This is a genomic window from Pseudomonas sp. ES1 (assembly GCF_050586605.1).
In the GTDB taxonomy this organism is placed as follows: domain Bacteria; phylum Pseudomonadota; class Gammaproteobacteria; order Pseudomonadales; family Pseudomonadaceae; genus Aquipseudomonas; species Aquipseudomonas sichuanensis.
In genome coordinates this window covers 1-14801 of the sequence record NZ_JBOBDM010000035.1, presented here as the reverse complement: position 1 = coordinate 14801, position 14801 = coordinate 1, and the positions used below count along the sequence as shown (strand labels likewise).

Sequence of the window (14801 nt, the reverse complement as noted above, 5' to 3'; positions counted from 1 at the left end):
CTTCCTTAGTTTGGCTGTGGGGTCAGGCGCTCGAACAGCGCCTCCAGTGTATTGAAGCGTTCTTCGGGGCGTTCCATCGGCACCATGAAGCGGAACTGGGTTGCACCTTCGAACTTGTAGCGTTTGGGCTGGCCCTGGATCAGCTTGATCAGGGTCAGCGGGTCGACCGGGGTTTGCGCCTCGAACTCGAGCTTGCCGCCATTGGGGCCGGCATCGACTTTCTTGATGCCGAGCTTTTCCGCCTGCAGCTTGAGCAGGGTCAGGCGCATCAGGTTCTTGCTCGGCTCGGGCAGCAGGCCGAAGCGGTCGATCATCTCGACCTGCAGGTCCTTGAGGCCTTCCTCGTCCGCCGCTGATGCGATGCGTTTGTAGAGGATCAGGCGCGCATGTACATCCGGCAGGTAGTCCTCGGGGATCAACGCCGGCAGGCGCAGGTTGATCTCCGGGCCGCCGCCAAGCGGTTGCTCGAGGTTCGGCTGGTTGCCCTTGCGGATGGCCTTGACCGCGCGCTCGAGCATTTCCATGTACAGGGTGAAGCCGACCGCCTGGATCTGCCCGCTCTGGCCGTCGCCCAGCAGCTCGCCGGCGCCGCGGATCTCCAGGTCGTTGGTGGCCAGGACGAAGCCGGCACCCAGGTCCTGGGTGTTGGCGATGGCTTCCAGGCGTTTTTCGGCATCGGCGCTGATCTGCTGGCGCGGCGGCGTCAGCAGGTAGGCGTAGGCCTGGTGGTGGCTGCGGCCAACCCGGCCGCGCAGCTGGTGCAGCTGCGCCAGGCCGAACTTGTCGGCGCGCTCGATGACGATGGTGTTGGCACTGGGCACGTCGATGCCGGTTTCGATGATGGTCGAGGCGATCAGCACGTTGAAACGCTTGTGGTAGAAGTCGCTCATCACCTGTTCGAGCTCGCGTTCGCGCATCTGCCCATGGCCGATGCCGATGCGTGCCTCAGGGACCAGCTCGGCCAGTTCGGCGGCGCATTTCTCGATGGTCTTCACGTCGTTGTGCAGGTAGTACACCTGGCCGCCGCGCAGCAGTTCACGCAGCAGCGCTTCCTTGACCGTGCTCTTGTTCTGCTCCATGACGAAGGTGCGCACCGACAGGCGTCGCGCCGGCGGGGTGGCGATGATCGACAGGTCGCGCATGCCCGACACCGCCATGTTCAGGGTGCGCGGGATCGGCGTGGCGGTGAGGGTGAGGATGTCCACCTCGCTGCGCAGGGCCTTGAGCTGTTCCTTCTGGCGCACGCCGAAACGGTGTTCCTCGTCGATGATCGCCAGGCCCAGGTCCTTGAAGCGCACGTCGTCCTGCAGCAGCTTGTGGGTGCCGATGAGGATGTCGATCTTGCCTTCGGCGAGCTCCGCGGCGGCGGCGCTGACTTCCTTGGCCGACTTGAAGCGGCTCATCACCTCGACCGTTACCGGCCAGTCGGCGAAGCGGTCGCGGAAGCTGTTGTAGTGCTGCTGGGCGAGCAGGGTGGTCGGCACCAGCACCGCCACCTGGCGGCCGCTGTGCACGGCGATGAACGCCGCGCGCATGGCTACCTCGGTCTTGCCGAAGCCGACATCGCCGCACACCAGGCGGTCCATGGGCTTGGCGGCGAGCATGTCCTCGCGCACGGCTTCGATGGCGTTCTGCTGGTCGGGGGTTTCCTCGAACGGGAAGCCGGCGCTGAAGGTGGCGTAGTCGGCGGCCGGGTCGGCGAACGCGTAGCCTTTGCGCGCGGCACGGCGGGCATAGATGTCGAGCAGCTCGGCGGCGACGTCGCGCACCTGTTCGGCGGCCTTGCGCTTGGCCTTCTGCCAGGCTTCCGAACCCAGCCGGTGCAGCGGCGCCAGCGCGTCGTCGCTGCCGGTGTAGCGGGCGATCAGGTGCAGGTTGGCCACCGGCACGTAAAGCTTGGCGCCTTCGGCGTATTCAAGGGTGAGGAATTCGGCGGCCTGGCTGTCGATTTCCAGCGTGGCCAGGCCCAGGTAGCGGCCCACGCCATGGTCGATGTGCACCACCGGCGCGCCTTCGCGCAGCTCGGTGAGGTTCTTGATCACCGCGTCGTTGGCCGCCTCGCCGCGTTTGTCGCGGCGCCGGCGTTGCATCACGCGCTGGCCGAACAAGGGGCTCTCGGCCACCAGGGCAATGGCCGGGTCGTCCAGCAGCAGGCCGTCGTCGAGCGGGGCGATGGTGATCGCCAGGCGTTCGCTGCCGGTGATGAAGTCGGCCCAGCCCTCGACGGTCTGCGGGCGCAGCTTCAGGCGTTCGAGCAGTTCCAGCAGCACTTCGCGCCGGCCGGCGGACTCGGCGGTGAACAGCACGCGGCCCGGGAACTGCTCGAGGAAGTTCGACAGTGCCGCCAGCGGCTGGTTGGCCTTGGCCTCGATGGCCAGGTTGGGCAGCGCACGCGCCGGGAAGCGCTCACGACCGGCGCCGGGCTCGAGGTCATCGGTGCTGACCACCACCCGGGGCCATTGCTTGAGCTTGGCGAAGCAGTCCTCGACCGGCATGAACAGCTCGGCCGGCGGCAGCAGTGGGCGGCTGAGGTCGCCGCGGCGCTCTTCGTAGCGCCCGCGTACGTCGTTCCAGAAGTGCTCGGCAGCCTGCTCCACGCCCGGCAGGGAGAACACCTGGGTGTCCGCCGGCAGGTAGTCGAACAGGGTCGAGGTTTCTTCGAAGAACAGTGGCAGGTAGTACTCGATGCCGGCCGGGATGATGCCGCTGGTCAGGTCCTGGAAGATCGCGCTGCGCCGGAAGTCCACGTCGAAGCGCTCGCGGAAGCGGGCCTTGAAGCGGGTCACCTCGTCCTTGTGCATGGGGAATTCGCGGGCCGGCAGCAGGCGTACCGAGTCGACCTTGTCGATCGAACGCTGGGTCTCCGGGTCGAAGGTGCGCAGCGTCTCGATCTCGTCGTCGAACAGGTCGATGCGGTACGGCTGCTTGCTGCCCATGGGGAACAGGTCGATCAGCGCCCCGCGCACGGCGAACTCGCCATGCTCGTAAACTGTGTCGACGCAGCGGTAGCCGCTGGCCTCGAGGCGCGTGCGCATCTGCTCGACATCGATCTTCTGGCCCACGTCCAGCACCAGGCTGCTGCCCAGCAAAAAGCGGGTGGGGGCCAGTCGGTGCAGGGCGGTGGTCACGGGCACCACCAGGATGCCGTGGTCCAGCTCCGGCAGCCGGTACAGGCTGGCGATGCGCTGCGAGATGATGTCCTGGTGCGGCGAGAACAGGTCGTAGGGCAGCGTTTCCCAGTCGGGGAAGGGCAGCACCGGCAGGTCCGGGGCAAAGAAGCGCAGCTCCTGCTCCAGGCGATCGGCGGCCTGGCTGTCGGCGGTCAGCAGCAAGGTGAAGCGGCCGGCACTGCTGGCGGCTTCGGCGATGGCCAGGCTCAAGGCGGCACCGGGCAGGTTGCCCCAGGTGTGTTTGCCGGCCGTGGCCGACAGTTGCGGTAGGCGCAGAACTGACACGGGAGATCGGACTCCAAGCGTTGCGGCAAAGAGGTCGATTGTACCGGTGAGCGGGCGCGCTGTCAGGCTCGAAAGGGCGTGGCGACGGGGCTTGTGGCCGGCGACAGGCGCTCATTGCCCGATACGCCGCGGGGCGTCATAATGTAGCCCCTTTTTTGTTCCCCTACATGTGGAAGGTTACCGTGACTCAGAAGCCCGACCAGTGTCTTGGTGAGTGGATCGATCGTGAAGCCCTGGCTGAAGCGATGATCCCGCTTATCGGTCAGCTCTACCGCAACAACAATGTGGTGAGCTCGATCTATGGCCGCAGCCTGATCAACCGTTCGGTTATCTCGATTCTCAAGGCCCACCGCTTTGCGCGTCACCGTCAAGCCGACGAAACCGAACTGTCCGTCCACGAGACATTCCCCCTGCTCAAGGCCATGAGCGAGCTGAAACTGGGCGCCGCTTCGGTTGACCTGGGCAAGCTGGCCAACAAGTTCAAGCAGGAAGGCAATGGCCGTACCGCCGAGCAGTTCGTGCGCGAAGAGCTGGCCGATGTGGTCGGCCAGCAGAACGCTTCCGCACGCAAGGGCACCGACGTCGTGCTGTACGGCTTCGGCCGTATCGGCCGCCTGCTGGCGCGCATCCTGATCGAGAAGACCGGTGGTGGCGACGGCCTGCGCCTGCGTGCCATCGTCGTGCGCAAGGGCGCCGAAAACGACCTGGTCAAGCGCGCCAGCCTGCTGCGTCGTGACTCGGTGCACGGCCCGTTCGATGGCACCATCACCATCGACGAAGCCAACAACACCATCACCGCCAACGGCAACCTGATCCAGGTGATCTACGCCAAGAGCCCGAGCGAAGTCGACTACACCCAGTACGGCATCAAGGATGCGCTGATCGTCGACAACACCGGCGTATGGCGTGACGCCGACGGCCTGGGCCAGCACCTGGCCTGCCCGGGCGCTGCCCGCGTGATCCTCACCGCACCGGGCAAGGGCGCGCTGAAGAACATCGTGCACGGCATCAACCATGGCGACATCAGCGCCGATGACAAGATCATCTCCGCTGCTTCCTGCACCACTAACGCCATCGTGCCGGTGCTCAAGGCCATCAACGACCAGTACGGCATCGTCAACGGCCACGTCGAAACCGTTCACTCGTTCACCAACGACCAGAACCTGATCGACAACTTCCACAAGGGCAGCCGCCGTGGCCGAGCCGCGCCGCTGAACATGGTTATCACCGAGACCGGTGCCGCCACCGCTGCCGCCAAGGCACTGCCAGTGCTCAAGGGCAAGCTGACCGGCAACGCGATCCGCGTGCCGACGCCGAACGTGTCGATGGCCATCCTCAACCTGAACCTTGAGAAGGCGACCAACCGCGAGGAACTCAACGAGTACCTGCGCCAGACCGCCATGCACTCCGAGCTGCACAAGCAGATCGACTACGTGAGCTCGCAGGAAGTGGTTTCCACCGACTTCGTCGGTTCGCGCCACGCCGGTGTGGTCGACGCTGAAGCGACCATCTGCAGCGACAACCGCGTTGTCCTGTACGTCTGGTACGACAACGAGTTCGGCTACAGCTGCCAGGTGGTTCGTGTGATGGAAGACATGGCCGGTGTGAACCCGCCAGCGTTTCCACGCTGATCCGCTTGTAATGCGTTGAAAAAACGGGAACCTTCGGGTTCCCGTTTTTTTTGGCCAAGTATTGTGTCGTCCATGCGGGCCTCTTCGCGGGTAAACCTGCTCCCACACGGCTTGCGCTGTACCTGCGGGAGGGGGTTTACCCGCGAAGAGGCCAGTGCACCCTGTCGAGAACTTGAATTTGCGCGCAGCACTCTTGTCCATCCTGATGCTCCTGACTGGTTGCGAACAGGGCCCCGCCCTCGAACGCTTCGGCGGCCCGACCATGGGCAGCAGCTACAGCATCCAGTACGTGCGCCAGGCTGGTGGCCCGGCGCCGGAGCAGGTGCAGGCGGCCGTCGAGAGCATCCTGCAGGCCATCGACGCGCATTACTCCACCTACCGCGGTGACTCCACCGTCAGCCGCTTCAACCAGTTGCCGGCCAACCAGTGCCTGCCCGTCGATGCCGACATGCTCGAACTGGTCACCTTCGGCCAGCACCTGGCCGAGCAGAGCCAGGGCGCATACGACCTCACCGTCGAGCCGCTGCTGGACCTCTGGGGCTTTGGCCCGCAGGCCCGCGCGCTGCACGTGCCGGATGCGCAGGCGCTTGCCCAGGCCCGCCAGCGGGTTGGCTACCGCCACTTGCGCATCGAGGGCGAAAACCTGTGCAAGGACGCGCCGATCGAGCTGGACTTCAACAGCATCGCCGCCGGCCATGCGGTCGACCTGATCGCTGCGCACCTGCAAAAGATGGGCATCGACAGTTTCCTCGCCGAGGCCACCGGCGAGCTCAAGGCCATGGGCCGCAAGCCCGATGGCAGCCCCTGGCGGGTGGCCTTGGAGCTGCCCCGCGAAGATCGCCAGGTCGCCCGCCAGGTCATTGCCGTGCAAGGGCTGGCGGTGTCGACCTCGGGTGACTATCGGCACTATTTCGAGGACAATGGCCGGCGCTATTCGCACACCTTCGATGCCCGCCTCGGGCGCCCGGTCGAACATGACCTGGCGTCGGTGACCGTGCTCGACGCTTCGGCCTTGCTGGCCGACGGCTACTCGACCCTGTTGTTGATCCTCGGGCCGCAGCAGGGCTGGGACTTCGCCATTGCCCACGGTATCGCCGCGGTGCTGGTGACTCGGGCCGAAGGTGGCTTCGTCTCCCGTTCCACCCCGGCGTTCGAGCGGGCGCTGAAAGGCGAATGAAAGGCAAGCCACGGATGATCGCCACCATGGATTCGGTGAAACCACATGTAGTGCAGGCAAAAGTGGCCTACGACGCGACCAAGGGTTAATGTGCGCGGCGTTCACGCTTGATTAGACTGCACCCGAATTTTCTCATGGCGCCCCGGCGACATGATCGCGCCCCGCGGCCAACCGGCCGGCGGGCCAGTTCTGAAGGAGTACGCATGGCTGTCTACAACTACGACGTAGTGGTGCTGGGTTCCGGCCCGGCCGGAGAAGGCGCGGCAATGAACGCCGCCAAAGCAGGGCGCAAGGTGGCCATGGTCGACAGCCGTCGCCAGGTCGGCGGCAACTGCACCCACCTGGGCACCATCCCGTCCAAGGCGCTGCGTCACTCCGTGCGGCAGATCATGCAGTTCAACACCAACCCGATGTTCCGCGCCATCGGCGAACCGCGCTGGTTCTCGTTCCCCGACGTGCTCAAGAGCGCCGAGAAGGTGATCAGCAAGCAGGTCGCCTCGCGTACCGGCTACTACGCCCGTAACCGCGTCGACGTGTTCACCGGCACCGGCAGCTTCGCCGACGAGCAGACCGTCGAAGTGGTCTGCCCCAACGGCGTGGTCGAGAAGCTCAACGCCAAGCAGATCATCATCGCCACCGGCTCGCGCCCGTACCGCCCGGCCGACATCGACTTCCACCACCCGCGCGTCTACGACAGCGACACCATCCTCAGCCTCAGCCACACCCCGCGCAAGCTGATCGTCTATGGTGCCGGGGTGATCGGTTGCGAATACGCCTCGATCTTCAGCGGCCTGGGCGTGCTGGTGGAGCTGGTCGATAACCGTGGCCAGCTGCTGAGCTTCCTCGACTCGGAAATCTCCCAGGCGCTGAGCTACCACTTCAGCAACAACAACATCACCGTACGCCACAACGAGGAGTACGACCGGGTTGAAGGGCTGGACAACGGGGTGATCCTGCACCTGAAGTCGGGCAAGAAGATCAAGGCCGACGCCTTGCTGTGGTGCAACGGCCGTACCGGCAACACCGACAAGCTGGGCCTGGAGAACATCGGTATCAAGGTCAACAGCCGTGGCCAGATCGAAGTCGACAAGAGCTACCGCACCAGCGTGCCGAACATCTACGGCGCCGGTGATGTGATCGGCTGGCCGAGCCTGGCCAGTGCCGCCCACGACCAGGGCCGCTCCGCCGCCGGCAGCATCGTCGACAACGGCAGCTGGCGCTTCGTCGATGACGTGCCCACCGGCATCTACACCATTCCGGAGATCAGCTCGATCGGCAAGAACGAGCAGGAGCTGACCCAGGCCAAGGTGCCGTACGAAGTGGGCAAGGCCTTCTTCAAGAGCATGGCCCGCGCGCAGATCGCCGGTGAGCCGCAAGGCATGCTGAAGATCCTGTTCCACCGCGAAACCCTGGAAATCCTCGGTGTGCACTGCTTCGGCTACCAGGCCTCGGAGATCGTCCACATCGGTCAGGCGATCATGAACCAGCCGGGTGAGCAGAACAATCTGAAGTACTTCGTCAACACCACCTTCAACTACCCGACCATGGCCGAAGCCTATCGGGTAGCTGCCTACGACGGTCTGAACCGGCTTTTTTGAGCGGCTCCGGCCGGTGGCCTGAGCCGGTCGGGGAGACCGATTTCAGCCCTACCCGAGGGTGGTCTTGGCCAAACCGGGAAAGTCTGTAATCAGGCTGTCCACGCCAAAATCAGCGAGCCGGCGCATCAGTGCCGGTTCGTTGACCGTCCACACCGACACGTGCAAACCCTGGCGCTGTGCCTTGATCAGGCGCTCGGGGGTGCACAGCGTCCAGTTCAACGCCAGCATCTCGCAACCGTAGTTCTGTGCGACCTTCAGTGGGTCGAGCCAGGCGTACTCGGCCACCAGGCCGCGCTTCACGTCGGGCACCAGCTCCTGGGCGGCGCCCAGCACTTCCCGCGAGCTCGAGGTGATGGTGACCTTGTCCATCAGGCCGTACTGCTGGGCCAGTTCGCGAATCGCCAGCACGGTGGTGGCGGCGCGGGTGCGCGAGGCGCTTTTCACTTCAAGTTGCCAATGCTCGAACGGGCATTTCTCGAACAGCTCTTCCAGGCGAGGGATGGTGCAAGGCTGCACATGGCCCGGGCCGCCCTGGCGCGCGTCGTAGGTGACCAGGGCGGCAGCCGGGTGCTCGACCACCTTGCCGCGCCGGCCAGTGGTGCGCTTGAGGGTAGAGTCGTGGATCACCATCAGTTCGTTGTCGGCCGACAGGTGCAGGTCGAGTTCACAGCGGTTCACGCCGTGGGACAGGCACTGGCGGAAGCTGGTCAGGGTGTTCTCGGGGGCTTCGCCCTTGGCGCCGCGATGGCCATAGATCAGGGTCACGTTCGTTCCTTCAAATCAGAGAAAAAATGGCTCAGGAGGCGGGGTTGTTCTGTTCCAGTGCCTGGCGCCGTTGCTGTTGCTGGCGCTGCAGGATGTAGCGCGCCAGCAACTGGCGCTGGGCGTCGGTCATGTCGATGAACTCGGTGCCCACCTCGAAGCTGCCATCGGGCCGCGGGTCGCAATGGGTGACGCGGCCACGCAGCAGCAAACCATGGGCGCGGGGCATCAGCACCATCTTCACTTTCACCCGCGTGCCGGCGCTGATCGGTTGCCGCTGGGCGAACTCGATGCCGCCTTCGGAGATGATCACCGGCTGCGGTTGGCCGACTTCGCCGAGCAGGGTTTGCGCGACCACGGCGCTGAGCAGGTCGAGGCGTTTGTTCTGGGCGCGCAGGAAGGCGGCGAGGGTGCGGTCCTTCTCGCTCAGCTGGCGCAGCAGGTGTTGCGACTCGAAGTCGGACAAGTGCAGTTCGCTGAGCAGGTTGAACAGCTCGGAATCATCCTGCAACAGTTCTGTCTCAAGGGCTTCGGCCGCGCTCAGGGGGCTGATTTGAAGTGCGATCCGATCTTCGATGCGGTAGTATTCGCGGCGATCTTCTTCGTCTAATGTCGTCATGGCGAACCCAAGGTTACGGCGGTGGTCCGAGTGTAAAGCCGCCGTAGGCGCATCGCCACAAGGACGTTCCCTTTCATCCGAACAAGCCCCGACATGTTCAGACCTCTTTTCGTATTCATTGGTACGCGTTATACCCGTGCCAAACGTCGCAATCACTTTGTCTCGTTCATTTCACTCACTTCGATGATCGGCCTCGCCCTGGGCGTGGTGGTGATGATCGTGGTGTTGTCGGTCATGAACGGCTTCGATCACGAGATGCGTACCCGCGTGCTGGGGATGATCCCCCATGCCACGCTGGAGACCGGCCGGCCGATCGACGACTGGCAGGGCCTTGCCTCCAAAGTAAAGCAGAATCCGCAGGTGTTGGCGGTTGCGCCTTTCACCCAGATGCAGGGCCTGCTGACGCACGAAGGCAAGGTGCAGAAAGTGCTGCTCAATGGCGTCGACCCGGCGCGCGAGCGTGACGTGTCGATCATCGACAAGTTCGTGCTCGATGGCAGCCTCGACCGGCTGGCGCCGGGCGAGTGGGGCATCATGATCGGCGACAAGGCCGCGCAGAAGCTCGGCGTCGGCATCGGCGACAAGCTGACCTTCGTCGCCCCCGAAGTCAGCGTCACGCCGGCGGGCATGTTCCCGCGCATGAAGCGCTTCACCGTGGTCGGCATCTTCCACGTCGGTGCCGGCGAGATCGACGGTTACCTCGGCCTCACCAACATTGCCGACCTGTCGCGCCTGCACCGCTGGAAGCCAGACCAGGTCCAGGGCATCCGCCTCAAGTTCGACGACCTGTTCCAGGCCCCACGTGCCGCCTGGGCCATCGCCCAGCAGTTGGGCGAACAGGAGTTCTATCCGCGTGACTGGACCCGCACCCACGGCAACCTCTACCAGGCCATCCGCATGGAGAAATCCATGATCGGCCTGTTGTTGCTGCTGATCGTGGCGGTGGCGGCGTTCAACATCATTTCCACCCTGGTGATGGTGGTCAACGACAAGCGCGGCGACATCGCCATCCTGCGTACCCTGGGCGCAACGCCGGGCCAGATCATGGCCATCTTCATGGTCCAGGGCACGGTGATCGGCGTGGTCGGCACCCTGATCGGCGCGGTCGTCGGCATCCTCGGCGCACTCAACGTCAGTGCGGCGATCGCCGGCATCGAGACGCTGATCGGGCACAAGTTCCTCAACGCCGACGTGTACTTCATCGATTACCTGCCCTCGCAGCTCCAGGCACAGGATGTGTGGATGGTCTGCGGTGCGGCATTGGTCCTGAGTTTCTTCGCCACCCTGTACCCGGCCTGGCGTGCCTCGCGCACCCAGCCTGCAGAGGCGCTACGTTATGAGTGAGTCGCGCATGAGTGATAAAGCCGTGTTGAGTTGCCGCAACCTGGGCAAGAGCTACGACGAAGGCCCGGAGTCGGTCCAGGTGCTGTCCGGCTTGAACCTTGAGCTGCACCCTGGTGAGCGGGTGGCCATTGTCGGCAGTTCGGGCTCGGGCAAGAGTACCTTGCTCAACCTGCTGGGCGGCCTCGACACGCCAACCCAGGGCAGTGTCTGGCTGGCCGGCGAAGAGCTCTCGGCGCTCGGCGAGCGTGCCCGTGGGCTGCTGCGCAACCGCGCGCTGGGCTTCGTCTACCAGTTCCACCACCTGCTGGCGGAGTTCACCGCGCTGGAGAACGCCTGCATGCCGCTGCTGATCGGCAAGACGCCGATCGCCGAGGCCCGCGAGCGTGCTGAAGCACTGCTCAAGCGCGTCGGCCTGGGCCATCGGCTGAATCACAAGCCGGCCGAGTTGTCCGGCGGTGAGCGCCAGCGCGTGGCGATCGCCCGTGCCTTGGTCAACCGCCCGGGCCTGGTGATGCTCGACGAGCCGACCGGCAACCTCGACCACCACACCGCCCTGGGTATCCAGGAGCTGATGCGTGAGCTGTCCACTCAATCGCAGACCGCGTTCCTGGTGGTAACCCACGACCTCAACCTGGCGCGCCAGATGGACCGCGTGCTGAGCCTGGAAGACGGGCGCCTGGTGGCGATCTGAATCGCCTGCGCGGGGCGCCCTGAGGCGCCCCGGTTCACACTTTCATTGGGTATCCCGGTTCATGTTCAGACCCTTGTCCTTGTTCATCGGTGCTCGCTACACCCGTGCCAAGCGTCGCAACCACTTCATCTCGTTCATCTCCATGACCTCGATGATCGGGCTGTCGCTTGGCGTGCTGGCAATGATCACGGTGTTGTCGGTGATGAACGGCTTCCAGCGCGAGATGAGCTCGCGCGTGCTTGGCCTGGTGCCGCATGCCGCCATCCTTGGCGTGCAGCCGCTGGACGACTGGCGCAAGGTCGCCGCCACCGCCGAAGGCAACCCGGCGGTGATGGCCGCGGCGCCTATCACCGAAATGGAAGGCATGCTGTCGTACCGGGGGGCGATGCAGCCGATCCAGGTCGCCGGTATCGACCCGGCCGAGGAAGCCAAGGTCTCCATCGTCACCCAGCACATCGTCCAGGGCAGCCTGCAGGCGTTGAAGCCGGGTGACTACGGGGTGGTCATCGGCGAGCTGACGGCACGGCGCTTCCGCCTCAATACCGGTGACAAGCTGACCTTGATCGTCCCCGAAGTCAGCAAGGAACCGGGTGGCATCACCCCGCGCATGCAGCGCCTGACCGTGGTCGGCATCTTCAAGGTGGGCGCCGAGCTGGATGGTTCCCAGGCCTACATCCACATCGCCGATGCCGGCGAGATGCAGCGCTGGGCCCCGGGCCAGGTGCAGGGCGTGCGCCTCAAGCTGCATGACCTGTATGCCGCGCCGCAGGTGTCCAAGGCCATTGCCGCAGGCCTGGGTGATGGCTACCGCGCCGATGACTGGTCGCACACCCAGGGCAGCCTGTTCAGCGCCATGAAGATGGAAAAGACCATGATCGGCCTGCTGCTGATGATGATCATCGCGGTGGCGGCGTTCAACATCATCGCCACCCTGGTGATGGTGGTGAACGACAAGGGCGCGGACATCGCCATCCTGCGCACCATCGGCGCCACCCCGGCGCAGATCATGGGCACCTTCATGGTCCAGGGCAGCCTGATCGGCATCGTCGGCACCCTGCTCGGTGGTGTGCTCGGGGTGGCCCTGGCGTTGAACGTCAGCGCAGTGGTCGGTTGGCTGGAGCGGGTCAGCGGCCAGCACATCTTCACCTCCGACATATACTTCATCAGCAGCCTGCCGTCCGAGCTGCAGTGGGGCGACGTGGCGCTGATCTGCACGGCGGGGCTGGTGATGAGCTTCCTGGCGACGATCTACCCAGCGTACCGCGCCTCGCAGATCGAACCGGCGATGGCGTTGCGCTACGAGTAAGGCTTCAAGTTGTCATCGCGGGGCAACCCCGCTCCCACAAAAAGCAGACATGCGCGAGCCCTGTGGGAGCGGGCTTGCCCCGCGATGGGCTGCAAAGCAGCCCCGGTTCACGGCCTGTCAGGTAACTCGATCACAAACCGCGTCCAGCCATCCGCGCACTCTGCCCTGATGCTTCCCCCATGCGCCTGCACGATCGAGCGGGTGATCGCCAAACCCAATCCCGCATGCTCGCTGCTGCCTTCCTGGCGTGCCGGGTCTGCCCGATAGAAACGGTCGAACAACCGCTCCAGCAGCGCTGGCGCAATCGCCGGCCCCTGATTGGCCACCACGATGCGCAGCCCAGGCTCCAGCGTCACGCGGATCTCGCCTGCGGCAGGGGTGAAGCGCAGGGCGTTGTCCAGCAGGTTGGACAGGGCGCGGCGCAGCATATGCCGGTCGCCTTCGGTGTGCGCCATACCCTCGCGCAGCAGCCGCACCTCGGCGTCTTCGGCCAGCGGCGCGTAGTACTCCAGCAATGCATCCACCTCCGCCGCCAGGTCCAGCGGCTGACGGCTGGGCATCAGCAGGCCGTGGTCGGCCTTGGCCAGGTAGAGCATGTCGTTGACCAGCTGGGCCATCCACTGCAGCTCTTCCAGGTTGCCGTGCAACGCTTCGCGGTACTCCTCGAGGCTGCGCGGGCGGGTGAGGGTGACCTGGGTGTGGGTGAGCAGGTTGGACAGTGGCGTGCGCAGCTCGTGGGCGATGTCGGCAGAGAACGCCGACAGACGCTGGAAGGCGTCATCCAGGCGCTGCAGCATGGCGTTGACCGTGGCGCCCAGCTCGGCCAGCTCCTCGGGTAACTGCGCCAGCGGCAGGCGTGTGGTCAGTGAGCGGGCGTTGACGCTGGCGGCCACCTTGCCCATCTGCCGCAGCGGCCTGAGCCCGCGGCGCGCAGCCCAGGCGCCGAGCAGCGCGGTGGCCAGCGCGGACAGGCCGACGGTGAGCCAGATCAGGCGCTGCATGCCCTGCAGGAAGTGTTGGTGATGGGTGATGTCGAGGAACAGGGTCAGCTGCGGGGCGCTTGGTTGATGGTCTGCCAGCACAGTGCTCAGGCTCCGGTAGTCAATGCCGCTGGTATGCAGGGTCGCAAGGCCCGGCTGGCGCGGCTCGTCCGGCAGGCCGGTACGGCTGTCGAACCAGGGTGTGCCGTCGGCGCCCCGCACGCGCAGGGCCAGCTCGGACTGGTGGCTCAGTTCGTCGCGCAACTGGGGCAGGCGTGAGCGCAGCTGCTCAGGCGTGGCCACACCCTCGAGCAGACTGCGCATCAATGACAACCGGCCGCTGAGCAACTGCTGGTCGAGTTCGACGAAGTGCTGTTCGCTGGCGCGGCTGAACAACAGCCCGGCACCCAGCGAGACGCTGGCGGTGCAGGCGGCGAACAGCAGGGCCAGGCGGCCACCGAGGGACAGGCGGCGCATCAGTCCTGGCGCTCTTCAAGCACATAACCCATGCCGCGCACGGTGTGGATCAGCTTGGTGGCGTGGCTGTCGTCGATCTTCAGGCGCAGGCGGCGGATGGCCACTTCGATGACATTGGTGTCGCTGTCGAAATTCATGTCCCACACCTGGGAGGCGATCAGCGACTTGGGCAGCACCTCGCCCTGGCGGCGCAGCAGCAGTTCGAGCAGGGCGAACTCCTTGGCGGTCAGGTCGATGCGCTGGCCCGAGCGTTCGGTACGGCGGCGGATCAGGTCCAGGCGCAGGTCGGCGAGCATCAGGCAGGTGTCCTGGCTGGCGCTTGCGCCGCGGCGCAGCAGGCTGCGCACGCGGGCCAGCAGTTCGGAGAAGGCGAAGGGCTTGACCAGGTAATCGTCGGCGCCCAGCTCCAGGCCGTGCACGCGGTCTTCGACGGCATCGCGGGCGGTGAGAAACAGCACCGGGGTGGCCAGGCCTGCCTGGCGCACCGCCTGGAGGATCTGCCAGCCATTGCGCCCGGGCAGCATCACGTCGAGGATCAGCAGGTCGTGGTCGCCGGTCAGCGCCAGGTGCTGGCCGGTGTCGCCGTCACCGGCCAGCTCGGTGTTGAAGCCGGCCTCGCTCAGGCCCTGGGCCAGGTATTGGCCGGTCTTGGCCTGGTCTTCGACGATCAGTAGTTTCATGGGCGTCCACGGTTCTGAAGGTTCACTCGGGCCCTGGGGGGGGGGGGGTTCCCCCCAAAACGCCCGTTTCCTCCCCCCCCC

The 14801-nt window shown here is 65.4% G+C and carries 11 protein-coding genes; 6 read left to right on the top strand and 5 right to left on the bottom strand.

All coding sequences use genetic code 11. From position 1 onward, the window contains the following. Positions 1 to 5: 5 nt before the first annotated feature. Complete coding sequence (gene mfd, locus ACQ4N9_RS15745) at positions 6 to 3455, bottom strand: transcription-repair coupling factor (RefSeq protein WP_390967418.1); 3450 nt, start codon at positions 3453 to 3455, stop codon at positions 6 to 8. A 167-nt stretch (positions 3456 to 3622) separates the two neighbouring features. Between mfd and ACQ4N9_RS15740 the strand changes: the two genes are divergently transcribed. From ACQ4N9_RS15740 to sthA, 3 genes are all read left to right on the top strand, one after another. Beyond that, positions 3623 to 5086: a glyceraldehyde-3-phosphate dehydrogenase gene (locus ACQ4N9_RS15740; RefSeq protein WP_232880016.1), complete on the top strand. Its 1464-nt coding sequence runs from the start codon at positions 3623 to 3625 to the stop codon at positions 5084 to 5086. Positions 5087 to 5264: 178 nt separating this feature from the next. Further along, positions 5265 to 6263, top strand: coding sequence for an FAD:protein FMN transferase (locus ACQ4N9_RS15735; RefSeq protein WP_390967419.1), 999 nt, complete (start codon positions 5265 to 5267; stop codon positions 6261 to 6263). Between the two features lie 203 nt (positions 6264 to 6466). Continuing rightward, positions 6467 to 7861 (top strand): Si-specific NAD(P)(+) transhydrogenase, encoded by a 1395-nt coding sequence (sthA, locus tag ACQ4N9_RS15730; RefSeq protein WP_110993534.1) that lies wholly within the window; start codon positions 6467 to 6469, stop codon positions 7859 to 7861. 48 nt (positions 7862 to 7909) lie between these two features. Here the strand turns inward: sthA and ACQ4N9_RS15725 are convergent, their stop codons facing one another. Then, positions 7910 to 8626 (bottom strand): glycerophosphodiester phosphodiesterase, encoded by a 717-nt coding sequence (locus ACQ4N9_RS15725; RefSeq protein WP_347150102.1) that lies wholly within the window; start codon positions 8624 to 8626, stop codon positions 7910 to 7912. A gap of 31 nt (positions 8627 to 8657) precedes the next feature. After that, positions 8658 to 9242, bottom strand: a complete 585-nt coding sequence (locus ACQ4N9_RS15720; RefSeq protein WP_347150103.1) for a PilZ domain-containing protein — start codon at positions 9240 to 9242, stop codon at positions 8658 to 8660. Between the two features lie 93 nt (positions 9243 to 9335). Here ACQ4N9_RS15720 and ACQ4N9_RS15715 point away from each other — a divergent pair, with 93 nt between their 5' ends. From ACQ4N9_RS15715 to ACQ4N9_RS15705, 3 genes are all read left to right on the top strand, one after another. Beyond that, positions 9336 to 10586, top strand: a complete 1251-nt coding sequence (locus ACQ4N9_RS15715) for a lipoprotein-releasing ABC transporter permease subunit (RefSeq protein WP_390967420.1) — start codon at positions 9336 to 9338, stop codon at positions 10584 to 10586. A gap of 7 nt (positions 10587 to 10593) precedes the next feature. Further along, positions 10594 to 11277, top strand: coding sequence for a lipoprotein-releasing ABC transporter ATP-binding protein LolD (gene lolD / locus ACQ4N9_RS15710; protein ID WP_178125737.1), 684 nt, complete (start codon positions 10594 to 10596; stop codon positions 11275 to 11277). Between the two features lie 61 nt (positions 11278 to 11338). Continuing rightward, positions 11339 to 12583, top strand: coding sequence for a lipoprotein-releasing ABC transporter permease subunit (locus ACQ4N9_RS15705; protein ID WP_390967421.1), 1245 nt, complete (start codon positions 11339 to 11341; stop codon positions 12581 to 12583). Between the two features lie 107 nt (positions 12584 to 12690). Here ACQ4N9_RS15705 and ACQ4N9_RS15700 read toward each other — a convergent pair whose 3' ends face one another. After that, positions 12691 to 14043 carry a heavy metal sensor histidine kinase gene (locus ACQ4N9_RS15700; RefSeq protein WP_390967461.1) on the bottom strand — a complete coding sequence of 451 codons (1353 nt, stop codon included), beginning with the start codon at positions 14041 to 14043 and terminating at the stop codon, positions 12691 to 12693. After that, on the bottom strand, positions 14040 to 14720 hold the full coding sequence (locus ACQ4N9_RS15695; RefSeq protein ID WP_390967422.1) for a heavy metal response regulator transcription factor: 681 nt from the start codon (positions 14718 to 14720) through the stop codon (positions 14040 to 14042). Before ACQ4N9_RS15695 ends, ACQ4N9_RS15700 begins: the two co-directional genes overlap by 4 nt. Positions 14721 to 14801 lie beyond the last annotated feature (81 nt).